Source organism: Pseudomonas putida (genome assembly GCF_028682635.1).
GTDB classification, from domain to species: Bacteria; Pseudomonadota; Gammaproteobacteria; order Pseudomonadales; family Pseudomonadaceae; genus Aquipseudomonas; species Aquipseudomonas putida_AE.
In genome coordinates, this window is the sequence record NZ_JANHLK010000023.1 from 30,659 (window position 1) to 44,169 (window position 13,511).

General features: G+C 60.6%; 12 protein-coding genes. 6 read left to right on the plus strand and 6 right to left on the minus strand.

What is annotated here, in order from left to right:
* Positions 1-17: 17 nt before the first annotated feature.
* The 4 genes from NPS56_RS23675 to NPS56_RS23690 all read left to right on the plus strand — a co-directional run bounded on the left by NPS56_RS23675 (position 18) and on the right by NPS56_RS23690 (position 2,170).
* Entirely contained in the window at positions 18-260 is a 243-nt protein-coding gene (locus NPS56_RS23675) for a hypothetical protein (protein WP_274076875.1), read from the plus strand.
* 10 nt (positions 261-270) lie between these two features.
* The gene (locus tag NPS56_RS23680) at positions 271-438 is read left to right on the plus strand and encodes a hypothetical protein (protein WP_274076876.1); all 168 of its coding nucleotides are present in this window, start codon (positions 271-273) and stop codon (positions 436-438) included.
* Between the two features lie 86 nt (positions 439-524).
* Positions 525-1,106 carry a hypothetical protein gene (locus NPS56_RS23685; protein WP_274076877.1) on the plus strand — a complete coding sequence of 194 codons (582 nt, stop codon included), beginning with the start codon at positions 525-527 and terminating at the stop codon, positions 1,104-1,106.
* Positions 1,107-1,492: 386 nt separating this feature from the next.
* On the plus strand, positions 1,493-2,170 hold the full coding sequence (locus tag NPS56_RS23690; protein ID WP_274076878.1) for a type 1 glutamine amidotransferase domain-containing protein: 678 nt from the start codon (positions 1,493-1,495) through the stop codon (positions 2,168-2,170).
* A gap of 103 nt (positions 2,171-2,273) precedes the next feature.
* Here NPS56_RS23690 and hglS read toward each other — a convergent pair whose 3' ends face one another.
* From hglS to NPS56_RS23705, 3 genes are all read right to left on the minus strand, one after another.
* Positions 2,274-3,653 (minus strand): 2-oxoadipate dioxygenase/decarboxylase HglS, encoded by a 1,380-nt coding sequence (hglS, locus tag NPS56_RS23695; RefSeq protein WP_274076879.1) that lies wholly within the window; start codon positions 3,651-3,653, stop codon positions 2,274-2,276.
* 111 nt (positions 3,654-3,764) lie between these two features.
* The gene (locus NPS56_RS23700; RefSeq protein WP_274076880.1) at positions 3,765-4,721 is read right to left on the minus strand and encodes an alpha/beta fold hydrolase; all 957 of its coding nucleotides are present in this window, start codon (positions 4,719-4,721) and stop codon (positions 3,765-3,767) included.
* A gap of 22 nt (positions 4,722-4,743) precedes the next feature.
* A complete protein-coding gene (locus NPS56_RS23705; protein ID WP_274076881.1) occupies positions 4,744-6,195 on the minus strand; it encodes a flavin-containing monooxygenase in 1,452 nt (483 codons plus the stop codon).
* A 192-nt stretch (positions 6,196-6,387) separates the two neighbouring features.
* Here NPS56_RS23705 and NPS56_RS23710 point away from each other — a divergent pair, with 192 nt between their 5' ends.
* Both NPS56_RS23710 and NPS56_RS23715 read left to right on the plus strand, forming a co-directional pair.
* A complete protein-coding gene (locus tag NPS56_RS23710) occupies positions 6,388-7,461 on the plus strand; it encodes a diguanylate cyclase (RefSeq protein ID WP_274076883.1) in 1,074 nt (357 codons plus the stop codon).
* A gap of 149 nt (positions 7,462-7,610) precedes the next feature.
* The gene (locus NPS56_RS23715; RefSeq protein WP_274076884.1) at positions 7,611-8,846 is read left to right on the plus strand and encodes a M20/M25/M40 family metallo-hydrolase; all 1,236 of its coding nucleotides are present in this window, start codon (positions 7,611-7,613) and stop codon (positions 8,844-8,846) included.
* Between the two features lie 1,449 nt (positions 8,847-10,295).
* Here NPS56_RS23715 and NPS56_RS23720 read toward each other — a convergent pair.
* The 3 genes from NPS56_RS23720 to NPS56_RS23730 all read right to left on the minus strand — a co-directional run bounded on the left by NPS56_RS23720 (position 10,296) and on the right by NPS56_RS23730 (position 13,424).
* Positions 10,296-11,165, minus strand: coding sequence for an isocitrate lyase/PEP mutase family protein (locus NPS56_RS23720; RefSeq protein WP_274076886.1), 870 nt, complete (start codon positions 11,163-11,165; stop codon positions 10,296-10,298).
* Positions 11,166-11,314: 149 nt separating this feature from the next.
* Complete coding sequence (gene astA, locus NPS56_RS23725) at positions 11,315-12,346, minus strand: arginine N-succinyltransferase (RefSeq protein ID WP_274076887.1); 1,032 nt, start codon at positions 12,344-12,346, stop codon at positions 11,315-11,317.
* A 61-nt stretch (positions 12,347-12,407) separates the two neighbouring features.
* The gene (locus tag NPS56_RS23730; RefSeq protein WP_274076888.1) at positions 12,408-13,424 is read right to left on the minus strand and encodes an arginine N-succinyltransferase; all 1,017 of its coding nucleotides are present in this window, start codon (positions 13,422-13,424) and stop codon (positions 12,408-12,410) included.
* Positions 13,425-13,511: the final 87 nt, after the last annotated feature.

Genomic DNA, 13,511 nt, shown 5'->3' on the forward strand with positions numbered 1-13,511 from the left:
CTCTGATGGAGCCCGCCATGCGCGAAGACCTCACACCGCCCGACCTTGACGCGTGGCAGCGCCTGTTCGAAGACGAGGCGTACTGGCAGCAGTCCCCCGACTCCTATTACATGGATTTGCAGCGTCTGGCCGACGATCTGTTGGGGCAGGGCGCCATCGATCTCGAACAATGGCAGGCGCTCAAAGCCCGGGCGGAGCAATCCCACAAAGACTCCCCGGCGATCAACGTTGCCCGGGAGCTCGACGATCCCGAAGCCTGAGGAGCACCCCATGAAACCCACCCCTGATAGCGAAAACCCCGACGAGCCACGGCCACCCGGAGAAACCGAGCGCGACAATGACGCCCTGCGCCCCACCGATCCGACCCGGCGCAAGGAAAGCGGCAAAGGGACGACCAGCGGCGAATCCACTGCGCAAGAAACTGCGAAGAATCCCTGATCAGCGTCTATGCTCATCCCTCAAACGGCGTTGAACCTTCGCTTCAACGCCGTTTGTCATCCTCCATCACAGGGAATGTTCTGCCTATGAAACTCAACGCACTGACCAAAGCCATCACCCTCGCCACCTTGCTGTCTGCCGCCAGCTTTAGCGCTGTTGCGGAAGACATTCCGTTGTCCGCCGTTGTGGAAGCTGATCAGATCAGCACCAAAGTCGTTTCGGTCGATGCCGCCAAACACCAAGTGGTGCTTGAAGGGCCGGAAGGTCGTCAGGTCCATGTGCAACTGACCGACAAGGCGAAAAACCTCGACAACCTCAAGGCCGGCGACCAGGTCGACATCAAAGTCACCCGCTCCGTCGCGGCCTACCTCGATACCGACGTCGACAAAGGCTTGCCGGGCAGCTCGGAGCGAGCCGGTGAAGCCCGCAACGCACCCGGGAACGTCCCTGGCGGCGAAGCCTATCGTCAGGTACAAGTCCAGCTGCAAATTACCGACATCGACCTGAAGAAAAACCAGGTGTCCTTCAAAAACCCGCAGGGGCAGACCAAGACCATCACTGTCGAAGATCCGAAAGTTCAAGCCAAGCTCAAGGACCTGAAAGTGGGGCAAAGTGTCTTCGTGACATACACCGACGTTCTGCAAGTGACGACCAAAGCCAAAAGTTGAGTGTTCTATCCATTGATTGTTCCTGTACAACTTTTGTATAGGAACAATCAACTACTTTGGTCGAACTGGTGGGTTTAAGTTGTTGGTTCCGAATTGTATTTCAGGTGAAATATTATAAAAGTTCGTATCAACAAATTTCATGTTTCAAGCACGGACATATCCATAAACATCAATTAAAATACACCCCGTTCGCCCAGTGTCAGGGTTCTTTACCAGTGCATGGATTGCCGAGGCCATAGCACTGGGCGAACTCTTTTCTCGACAGACGACTGCATTTTCAATCGAATGAAAGGCGCAGTTGTTGCTCTGCAATATTTCCCCCGGGTTTAAACTTGTAACTGATAGTTATCTGTTTGCCTGCAGCCCCGAGATGGAGTGACGACGACATGAAAATCCTGATGGTTTTAACGTCCCACGATCAATTGGGTAACACCGGCAAGAAAACCGGCTTCTGGCTGGAAGAATTCGCTGCACCCTATTACGCCTTCAAGGATGCCGGCGCACAACTGACCCTGGCCTCGCCCAAGGGCGGCCAGCCACCGCTGGATCCGAAAAGCGACGAGCCGGACGCGCAAACCGAGGCCACCGAACGCTTTCGCCAGGACCCTGCGGCGCAATCCGCATTGGCTTCGACCGTCGTGCTGGGTACGGTGAAGGCCGGGGACTTTGATGCGATCTTCTATCCAGGTGGCCATGGACCGCTCTGGGACCTGGCTGAAGACCGTCATTCGATTGCGCTTATCGAAGCCTTCTACAACGCCGGCAAACCGGTCGCCGCCGTTTGCCATGCGCCGGGTGTGCTGCGTCATGCCAAGGGCGCCGACGGCCAGCCATTGGTCAAGGGCAAGCAGGTGACGGGGTTCACCAACAGCGAAGAAGAAGCGGTGCAACTGACCAAGGTCGTGCCGTTCCTGGTGGAGGACGAGCTCCAGGCCAAGGGCGGGATTTTTTCCAAGGGGCCTGATTGGGCGAGCTACGTGCGAACCGATGGGCTGCTGCTGACGGGGCAGAATCCGGCGTCTTCACAGGCCACGGCTGAAGCGCTGTTGGCAAAATTGAAATGATCACTTTGTAGGAGCCGGCTTGCCGGCGAAGGCGTCTTCGAACATTGCGTAAGTCTCGCGGACGCATTCGCCGGCAAGCCGGCTCCTACAGGGGGGGTGTTGTTCAATTAACCAATGTGGCAAGACACTGCTCGATCGAGCGCTGTTGGGTTTGTGCGTACAACTGCAGTTCGTCAATGGTCGAACGCCCCAGGGCTTTTTCGAACGCCTGCTGGTTGGAGTGCTCGCCATAGTGGCTTTGCGCGGCATCCCCCAGGTTTGACTGGAAAATCCCCGCCGCACTGACCGGCAGGAAGTCCTCGTACACCAACGGCTCAACTCGCAGATACCCGCCGCTGACCAGGTCTTCGAGGCCCAAGGTTTTCAGGTCAGCCGCAGCCAGCCCTTTTTCCGTCACAAAGTAGCGAAAGAACGCCAGTTCCTGCTGGCGCATGCCCTCATGGGTGTCAGGAAATTCGCTGAAGTGCTGGGCCATCAATTCGTTGTAGCGGGTGGCGTTGGCTTCGTTGGGGAAGTCCTTGAGTTCGTCCCGGGCGGCATTGAGCAAACGGTCGTACAGCGCCCGGCCCTTGGGTGTCAGGGCCGCGCCGCGTTGTTCGATTTCCCCGAACCGGGCGCTGTGGCTGCCGCGCGTGTCGGATTGATCGGTGAACGCGATTGGCTCGTCCAGTGCCTTGAAACTGGTCTGGCGCAGCAGGATAGGGCACTGACGGCGGGGCGGACCTTCGATCACCGCTTTGGGGGTGATGCCGTGAGCCGGCATTTGCGCCTGCACGATGTCGATGTCCAGGGTGCGCGGCGTCAGGTGATTGATGTGCGGTCCCTTGAACGCCACCACATCGGCAATCAGCCGATGCTGGGCGCTGAGTTGCTGGTATTGCCCGGCGGTGACCGTGGCGCTGTGGTGCCAGCGGAAGGTTTCCAGGGCCTGTTCGACGAACTCGTCGGCCTCTTTTTCGCTCAGGCCTCCCTGGGTTTCGGCGCGGTCGATGAGGGCGAGGGCAGTGGGGGTGAAGATCGAACGCTTGTCCAGCACCGACAGGGCAAAGGCCCGCAGCTCGAGGTCTTCGATCAGCTCCAGGCGCAACAGCGAGGTGAACACCCGGAACGGGCTGACCTGCAGCGACGCCTCATGCACCGCACGGAAAGCGGTGGAATGCACCGGCACCCCGGCCGGGGTCAGGTCGTAATAACCCACCGGCTGCATGCCCATGACCGCGAACAGGCGAGCGAGGGTGGCCAGCTCAGCGGCGGTACCGACCCGGATAGCCCCGTGGCGCTCAAGGTCGAGGCGCTCGATTTCCCCGGTGCTGTTCAGCTGTCGGGCCACTTGCGGGTCGTTGTCCAGCACATGGCGGTTGGTCTGTTCCACCAGTTCCATCAACGCGCCGTACAGTGGCACTTCTTCGCGGTACATGTCGGACATCGCTTTGGAAAAGCGTTGGCGGATCAGGTCGGGGCTGACGAAGCTCGGGTGGCTCATGAATACAATTCCTGGCGCGTGGACGTGAAGGATGGGAGAAAAGATCGCAGCCTTCAGCGACGCCGGCAAACGAAGTTTCTGACGGACTTCATTCTGCAAAGGACTGCCAGCTCAGTGCAGTCGTTGATCCTGCGGGCTTTCCGAACGCAGCGATGCCAAAAACTCCCGATACAGGTGGGCCGAACCGGCAGGCGCTTCGACCATCGGCATGTGCCCGATGCCTTCCCATATTTCCACCCGCAGATCCGCCAGACCTTTGCTCCAGATGGCCACGCTGCTGACATCGATCAAGCGATCCTTGCGCCCCCACAGCAACAGCGCTGGCGCCTTGATCGCCGGCAGTTTCGGTTCCATGGGCGGGCTGGCGCGAAAATCGCGAAAGATTTCTTCCAGTTCGTCGCGCGACTGTTGATAGCGATGGGCGATGGCGTCGAGTACCACGCGCGGCACCCACGGTGGTTCGGCCATGGTCATGCCATAGAAATATTTGAACTCTTCCCGCGAGTGAATCAGGAACGGGTTGTGGCCCTTGGCCAGATGCCGCTCCAGGTCACTGGGTTCCGGCGAGGTCACCCCGGCAGGGTCGAACAGGGCGAGCGAGGCAATGCGTTCCGGATAGTTGGCCGCCAGCCAGGCGGCGATGTAGCCGCCCATCGAGTTGCCGATGACATGCACCTTGTCGACCCCGCAGACGTCGAGCAACTGGATCATCCGCTTGGCCTGCAGCGGGATGTCATAGCCGCCACCGGCCTTGAAGCCGGTTTCGCCATGCCCGGCGATGTCGGGAATGATCACCCGGTAGTTGCCGACAAAGTGCCGGGCAAAACGCAGCCACAGGTTCTTGTCGGCACTGAAGCCGTGCAGCATCAACACATTGCTGGACGCCTCATACGGCCCGCCTTGCCAGGTCGAGACAGTCATCTCGGGGATGGGCACGACGATCTTGTGCAGTTTGTACAACTTGGCCTCGACGGCCACGCTCAAGTCATACAGCCAGTACCCGATGGCCGGGTAGCTCAGCCAGCTCCAGGCGGCGAACACCGCGATAGCGACAACCAGTAAAAGCATCAGGCGCCTTCCTTCTATCTGATCAGGACACGATGTGATCGGCCGGTTTCAGGGTTCGGGTCAAACGGTGAAAGCTGAAACTGAACCCTGGAAACATGGCAATCACATGACCGCTCTTGCTTTGATACCAACTGTGGCAGCCTCCGGACTTCCACACCGTGCGCTGCATTTCTCTATGGATCATTTCAGTGTAGGTACGTTCTGCCTCGGGGCGTACTTCTATGCTGCGCAAACCGCGTGCTTTTAACGTGCGAATGCAATCGAGGATGTAATTCATCTGCGATTCGATGATGAACAGCGCCGATGTGTGGCCGATACCGGTGTTCGGGCCGGTGACGATAAACAGGTTGGGAAAGGCCGGCAGGCTGGTGCCGAGGTAGGCCCTGGGGTACTGCGCCCAGACGTCTCTGAGACGGATGCCGTTTTTTCCGCTGACGGGGTAGGAAATCACCCCGTCGGTGGCGTCGTAACCGGTGGACCAGACGATCAGGTCCAGGTCGATGTGCTGGCCGTCCTGCATGACGATGCCGCTTTCATCGATGGCTTTGATGCCCTGTTCGCGGCTGTGCAATGTCACGTTAGGGCGGCCCAGCGCAGGATAAAGCGTACTCGACAGAATCACTCGCTTACAGCCAATGGTGTAGTCCGGTGTCAGTTTTCGCCGCAGTTCGGCGTCCGGCACCTGGCGCTTGAGGAAGCGCAGGGCCTGATGTTGCACCACGCGGATGGCCGGTTTCGAGTATTTGAAGGCAATTACCCGGGTTTCAAATTGCCAGTAGATCAGCCAGCGCAGCAGCTTGTAGGCCGGTTTGAGCCCGAGCAGCCAGCGCTGGAAGCGGCCGAAGGTGCGGTCGGCCCGTGGCAGCACCCAATGCGGCGTGCGCTGGAACACATGCAGCTGCTCGACGTGCGGAGCTATCGCCGGTATCACCTGGGCAGCACTGGCGCCACTGCCGACGATGGCCACGCGCTTTTGTCGGTAATCGTATGAATGATCCCAGTTGTTGGTGTGAAAGCTCTTGCCCTGAAAGCGTTCCCGGCCTTCGAAGTGCGGGACCACCGGTTGGCTCAGGGGCCCGGTGGCATTGATCAGGAATTGCGCATGAAAGGTGCCCTTGGCGCTGTGCACCGCCCATTGTTTATGCACGTCGTCCCATTCGACGCGCTCGACATTGGCTTGCAGTTCCACCCGGTCCCGCAGGTCGAAGTGCTCCATCACGTAGCGGGTGTAGCGGTGCAGTTCAGCCTGTTCGGCGAACATCTGCGTCCAGCGGTAAGGAGCGAACGACAGCGAATAGAGCGGCGAGGGCACGTCGACCGCGGCGCCCGGGTAGGTGTTCTGGCACCAGGTGCCGCCGAAGAAATCCCTTCGTTCCAGCAGGCGAAAGTCGGTGATGCCGGCCTTGAGCAAATTGACCGCCGCGCACTGGCCGCCAAAACCGCTGCCGATGATCAGTACTTGAAAGGTCTGCATGGGCCTCCTGTTCAGCGTCGTGAATCAATCCTTATCTTCATGTATAGCCGTTTCTGCAGGCGTAACGAATTTGCAGGAGAGGGGAGTTCGCCCCGCCAGCCGGTGATGGCTATTTGACGTTACCCTGTTAGACTTCGGGCACACCTGCTATCCCGGTGTGAACAGGTTTCGTTCTGTGGTGCAGAGGTCCCAATGGGAAAGAAGGGAGGAAAAGGACTTTCACTGGCCAGGAGGCTCTACACATCGCGCGTCCTCGGCCTGGTATTGGGGCTGATATGCGTGGCTGTGGCGATGTACCCGCTGAACCCGGCAACCTGGGTATGGGGGCTCATGTTGTTCAACGGCCTGCTCTGGCCGCACCTGGCCTATCAATGGGCGCGTCGGCGCGAGAGACCCTACCACGCCGAACACCGCAACCTGCTGGTCGACGCGTTCATGGGCGGCTTCTGGGTCGCCGCGATGCAGTTCAATCCGCTGCCCAGTGCAACGACCATTTCCATGATGGCGATGAACAACGTGGCCATCGGCGGACTGCGTTTTCTGCTGGCGGGCACGGTCGCGCAGGTGCTCGGGATTGGTGTCGGCTGGTTGATCTTCACGCCGCTGTTCATCCCTGAAACATCCCAGCTGCAGCTCTACGCCTGCTTGCCCCTGATGTGTTTTTACCCGCTGGCGCTGGGCCTGATCTGCTTTCGCCAGGCGCATACCCTCGGCCAGCAAAAGCGTGAACTGCTGGCCCTGAGCCGCACCGACAGCCTGACCGGCCTGCTCAATCACGGCGCCTGGAAGGATCAGCTGGAAATCGAGTTCCAGCGCTGCCAACGTCAGCATCAGGGCGGCGCTATCGCGCTGATCGACATCGACCACTTCAAGAGCATCAATGACACCTACGGCCACGTGGCCGGTGACCTCGTGCTGCGCCAGCTGAGCAAGATGCTCAAGCAGAACCTGCGGGCTACCGATGTGGCCGGGCGTTATGGCGGCGACGAGTTCTGCGTGATCCTTCCCGACCTGCCCCTGAACAGCGCTGCCGCGGCCATGGACGCCCTGCGTGACCGCTTCGCAACCCTGGGCTACGAGCAGAACCCGGCCCTGAAAGTCAGCCTGAGCATCGGCCTGGCGGCCTTCAACACCCGCCACAGCGACGCGACCCTGTGGCTCAACGACGCTGACCAGGCGCTGTACGAGGCCAAGACCACGGGGCGAAATCGGGTTATCTGCTGCAGCAATGACCGGCCTCAGCACGAATTGCTCGATTCGGTCTGACCGACACCGCAATCTCTGTGGGAGCCTGCTCGCGAAGGGGCCGTAGCATTCAGTATCGATACCCAGGCTCATGTGTGTTCCTTTCGGGATGGAGCTGTGGCGCCTGGTCAGGTAGGGTTCCTGTCCCGACACGCATCAAGGACCCGATCATGACGCTAAAACTGTCTCGTTCGCTGCTGGCCGCCAGCCTGGCCCTGGCCCTCGGTACCTTCGCCCCCGGGGTATTCGCCGACCCTCACGAACAAGTCCTGGCCCACGCCGAGCAATACAAGGGGGAAGCCTTGAAGCTGCTGGAACGGTTGGTGAATATCGACTCCGGTTCCGGCTACGAACCCGGCTTGACCCAGGTCGGCGACATCGCCATCGAAGAGTTGAAAAAGCTCGGCGCGACCATTGAGCGAGTACCCAATACCCCGGACAAAAGCAGCCATGTCATCGCGACCCTCAAAGGTACCGGCAAGGCGAAAATCCTGCTGATGGCGCACATGGACACCGTGTTCAAGCAAGGCTCCGCTGCCGAACGTCCGTTTCATATCAAGGACGGTCGCGCCTACGGGCCGGGCGTGATGGATGACAAGGGCGGCATCGTAGCCGGCATCTATGCCCTGAAAGTGCTGAAAAATATCGATTTCAAGGACTATGCGCAGATCACATTCCTGCTCGACGCCAGCGAAGAAACCGGCTCGGACATCGCCACTGATCTGATCAAGAAAACGGCCAAGGCCCACGACGTAACCCTCAACCTCGAACCCGGTCGCCCGGCGGACGGTCTTGTGGTGTGGCGCAAAGGCAGTGCCACGGCGTTGGTCGAAGTCAAAGGCAAGGCCTCTCATGCCGGTGTTGCGCCGGAACTGGGGCGCAACGCGGCCATGGAAGTGGCGCACCAGATCCTGCAGCTGGGCAAACTGGGCGATGAAGCGAAGAAAACCACCATCAACTTCACCGTGCTCAATGCCGGCGACCGCAAGAACGTGATTCCTGATCAGGCAACGGCCGCGGCGGACGTGCGCGCAGCAGTGCCGGAGGAATTCGACCGGATCGAGAAAGATCTGGCACGGGTTTCCCAGGACAAGCTGATTGCCGATACAGAGGTCACCACGACGCTAAAGCGTGGATTGCCACCGATGCCACAAACCGCCGAATCCGATCGACTGATGGCCATGGCCCAAGGCATCTACGGTGAAATCGGCCGCAAGTTGACGGAGGAGGGCAGCGGAGGCGCGGCTGATGCCAGTCTCTCGGCCAGCGTCGGCACGCCGACGCTGGATGGCTTCGGAATTGTCGGCGGCAATATTCATACGCCAGAGGAATACGCCGAAATCGACAGCGTCGCGCCACGGATCTATTTGCTGTCGCGGATGATTATGGAGTTGGCCAGCAAATAGGCGTCTTCGCGACAGTTGTTGTGCTGGCTTGCCAGCGAAGACGGTGAGTCAGGCGACGGAGGTGTTGGCTGTGCTGGCGACATCGCTGGCAAGCCAGCTCCTACAGGTTTTTTGGATGTTGCCGGGATTTGTGACTGGCGGTGATCCCTTGTAGGAGCTGGCTTGCCAGCGAAGGCGGTGTGTCAGGCGACGGAGGTGTAGGCTGTGCTGGCGTCTCGCTGGCAAGCCAGCTCCTACAGGTTTTTTGGGTGTTGCCGGGATTTGTGCCTGGCGGTGATCCCTTGTAGGAGCTGGCTTGCCAGTGAAGGCGGTGAGTCAGGCGACGGAGGTGTTGGCTGTGCTGGCGTCATCGCTGGCAAGCCAGCTCCTACAGGTTTTTTGGATGTTGCCGGAATTTGTGCCTGGCGGTGATCCTTGTAGGAGCTGGCTTGCCAGCGAAGGCGGTGAGTCAGGCGACGGAGGTGTTGGCTGTGCTGGCGTCATCGCTGGCAAGCCAGCTCCTACAGGTTTTTGGGTGTTGCCGGGATTTGTGCCTGGCGGTGATCCCCTGTAGGAGCTGGCTTGCCAGCGAAGACGGTGTGTCAGGCGACGGAGGTGTAGGCTGTGCTGGCGTCTCGCTGGCAAGCCAGCTCCTACAGGTTTTTTGGGTGTTGCCGGGATTTGTGCCTGGCGGTGATCCCTTGTAGGAGCTGGCTTGCCAGTGAAGGCGGTGAGTCAGGCGACGGAGGTGTTGGCTGTGCTGGCGTCATCGCTGGCAAGCCAGCTCCTACAGGTTTTTTGGATGTTGCCGGAATTTGTGCCTGGCGGTGATCCTTGTAGGAGCTGGCTTGCCAGCGAAGGCGGTGAGTCAGGCGACGGAGGTGTTGGCTGTGCTGGCGTCATCGCTGGCAAGCCAGCTCCTACAGGTTTTTGGGTGTTGCCGGGATTTGTGCCTGGCGGTGATCCCTTGTAGGAGCTGGCTTGCCAGCGAAGACGGTGAGTCAGGCGACGGAGGTGTTGGCTGTGCTGGCGTCTCGCTGGCAAGCCAGCTCAGGTTTTTTGGGTGTTGCCGGGATTTGTGCCTGGCGGTGATCCCTTGTAGGAGCTGGCTTGCCAGCGAAGACGGTGTGTCAGGCGACGGAGGTGTTGGCTGTGCTGGCGTCATCGCTGGCAAGCCAGCTCCTACAGGTTTTTTGGGTGTTGCCGGGATTTGTGCCTGGCGGTGATCCCTTGTAGGAGCTGGCTTGCCAGCGATGACGGTGTGTCAGGCGACGGAGGTGTTGGCTGTGCTGGCGTCTCGCTGGCAAGCCAGCTCCTACAGGTTTTTTGGATGTTGCCGGGATTTGTGCCTGGCGGTGATCCCTTGTAGGAGCTGGCTTGCCAGCGAAGGCGGTGTGTCAGGCGACGGAGGTGTTGGCTGTGCTGGCGTCATCGCTGGCAAGCCAGCTCCTACAGGTTTTTTGGGTGCGATTACTCTTTGACGTGCATGAACTCTTCCGCCCAACGGATGTATTCCTCCGGCTGGGTGTAGGTATGCGTCAGTTCAGTCGCGCTCAGGTCCGATGCCTGGGTAAAGATCTGACGCTGTTCGCGCAGGCTGTCGTACGTCGCCTTGATGGCGGCGAAGTAGGCACCGTGGCCGTCGATGACGACGCGCACGCCCAGTTCGGCCAGGCGTTTGTCGTCACGCAGCAATGGATTGCCGTAGGTCACCAGCATCAGCGGCACGCTCAGGTGCTCGGCGATTTGTTCCAGATGGTCGAAATCCTTCACCCCCACCATGCAGATGCCATCCGCACCGGCGGCCTGGTACTGCTTGGTGCGGCTGATGATCTCCTGGACCGGCAGAATGCCCGCGTGGGTGCGGGCGATGATGGCCATTTCCCGGTCACACCGGGCTTCCAGTGCCGCACGAATCTTGCCGACACCTTCGGCGACCGTGATCAGGTCCGTGGACTTGCGGCCAAATTGGGCTGGCAACAGGGTGTCTTCGATGGTCAGGGCGGCCACGCCGGCCCGCTCCAGCTCGACGATGGTGCGCATGACGTTGAGTGCGTTGCCGTAGCCGTGGTCGGCGTCGGCGATCACCGGCAATTGGGCGACGCGGCCGATACGGGTGGCCTGTTCGGCGAACTCGCTGAGGGTGATCAGGGCAAAATCCGGGGCGCCCAGTACCTGCAATGACGCGACCGAGCCACCGAGGATCCCCACCTCGAACCCGAGGTCTGCGGCGATGCGTGCCGACATCGGGTCGAAGACCGATGCGGTGTGATAGCAGGTGTTGGACGCGAACAGTTGACGAAAATTGCGGCGCAAATCTTGATGAGAAAGCCTGGACATATGAGTTCCACCAATGGAAATGGAAGGGCTTGAGCAAAAGTGTCAACGCCGAAGATGTGAAAGGCTATCACGGGGGCAGGTCAGGAATGATGACGAATTTAGCGGTTTTCCGGCCACAGGCGTCAATCTTGTGGCGAGGCAGGGCGCATTTACGCCGCCACGGCCTGCTGCTGTCGGTTGGGCAGCGCCACTGCTCGCACCGAGTCGCCGGGTTGCAGCTGCAGGCGTTTGGCGGTGAGGCGGTCGACCAGCAGGATGTCGCCCCTCAATTGCGCCGGGGCGGCGGTGATGCGGCAGTTTTCCAGGCGACGATTGTGTATCAGCCAGGTCGGTGCCTGGTCGTCCGGGGTGCCGATCGCCAATGCCAGGAGTCGGCTGTCGCGCACGGTGCGAATGGCCGAAACCGGCGCTTCGATGACCGGGCCCGCGTCGAAGATGTCGATGAAGCCCTGGTGGGAGAATCCTTCGGCCGTGAGGATTCTCAGTGCCGGCTCGGCATCGTGATGCGGCTTGCCGATCACGGCTTGGGCCCGTTCGGTGAGCAGGCAGGTGTAGAGCGGTTGCCGTGGCATCAGCTCGGCGATGAACGATTTGTTGCCCAGCCCCGACAAATGCTCGGCATGACTGAAATCCATCTTGAAAAAGTGCCGGCCCACACTGTCCCAGAACGGTGAACAACCTTTTTCGTCGGCACTGCCGCGCAGCTCGGCGATCATTTTCTCGCCGAACAGGTGCGGGAACTCCGCCGCCAGCAACAGGCGTCCCAGCGTGAGCAGGCGGCCGTTGCTGCCCCGGCGCTGGTCGGGGCGCAGGAACAGCGAGCAAAGTACCGATTGACCGGTCATTTCATTATTGAGGAACAGGGTCGGGATTTGCCGCGAAATACCCAACGCGGGTGAAGAACTGACCGTCAGCCCGAGCCGATAGTTGTACCAAGGCTCGCGCAGGCCAACCGCGCCGGTCATGGCGCTGACGCCGAGCACCTGCTGGTCGTCGTCTTCAAGGACAAACAGGTAATCGGCGTCGGCGCGTTCGACCTGCTCGGCGAAGGTTCTTTGGACCCAGCGCAAGCGGTGGGTCAGGCGCTCTTCATTGACCAGGGGCGTCAAGTCGCGACCGGCCAGGCGGCTCAGCGCCAGCAAGGCGGGCAGGTCGGTCACCTGGACCGGGCGCAGGATCATGCGGGCGTGCCTTGTGCGAGCCCGTTCGGGAGTTGTCGACGGGAATCCTGGCGTTTGTTACTCACAGCGCGATCAGCCGGACGTTGCTGCCTTCAGTCACCTGCAGCGCCTGGCACATCTCGCAGTCCAGCCCCACGGGTTGACCGGCGCGGTAGTCGAGATCGGCGACGATGGCGCGATAGTGCCCAAGCGCATCGTTGCTGACCAGATACCGGCCGCGGGCATCGATGGATGAAACGGGCGAGACCAGCGCGGTCTGGCTCTGCGCAATCGAGCGAATGTCGCCGGTGCGTGCCTGCAGGGTCGGGCCGCCATCGAACAGGTCGACGTAGCTGGTGGTCTCGAACCCCTCGCGTTCAAGGATATCGAAGGCTTCCTGGCCATCGGGGTGGATGCGCCCGATGCAGTCTTGCGCGGCCTGGGGCAGCATCGGCACGTAGATCGGGTATTGCGGCATCAGATGGGCGAGGAACGACCGGCTTTCCAGGCCGCAGAGCCGCTCGGCCTCGACGTAGGGCAGGTCGAAGAAGTGCTTGCCCACGGCATCCCAGAAGGGTGACTGGCCGTCATCGCTGCTGAAGCCGACGATTTCGCTGATCACCGCGTCGGCAAAGCGTTGTGCATGGGCCGCAATGAACAGCAGGCGTGCCCGCGACAACAGTTCGGAGTGGGGCGTGCGCACCAGCGCCGAATCGATATGGAAGCCGCGCAGCAAGGTGTGGCCGTTGAGGTCGTGGCACAGCGACAGGGCAGGCACGCCGTGCTCGATGTTCAGCTCGCGCGAGGCGCTGGTGAAAGGGCGGTTGCGCAGGCTGTAGAAGGGTTCGCTGAAACCGGCCGTGGCGACGATTTCCGAGCAGCCCACCAGGCGCCCGTCCGCCTGGTTTTCCAGGACAAAAAAGTAATTTTGCGGGCCGGGACACTCGGCGTTTTGATCCAGCGATGTGCAGGCGTCGACAATCCTGTCACGCAATCGGGCGCTGTCATCGGGCAAGGACGTGACGCCCACCAGGCTTTCGCGGGCCAAACGCTGCAATTGGGGCAGGTCAGTGGGTTGCACGGTGCGCAAGACCAGCATGGGTGCACTCCTGTATCAAAGAGCTCGGCGACCGGCCTTCGCATGAGGGCATCCCGGCTCCTGCTGGATGAGGTGTTTCGTTAATCC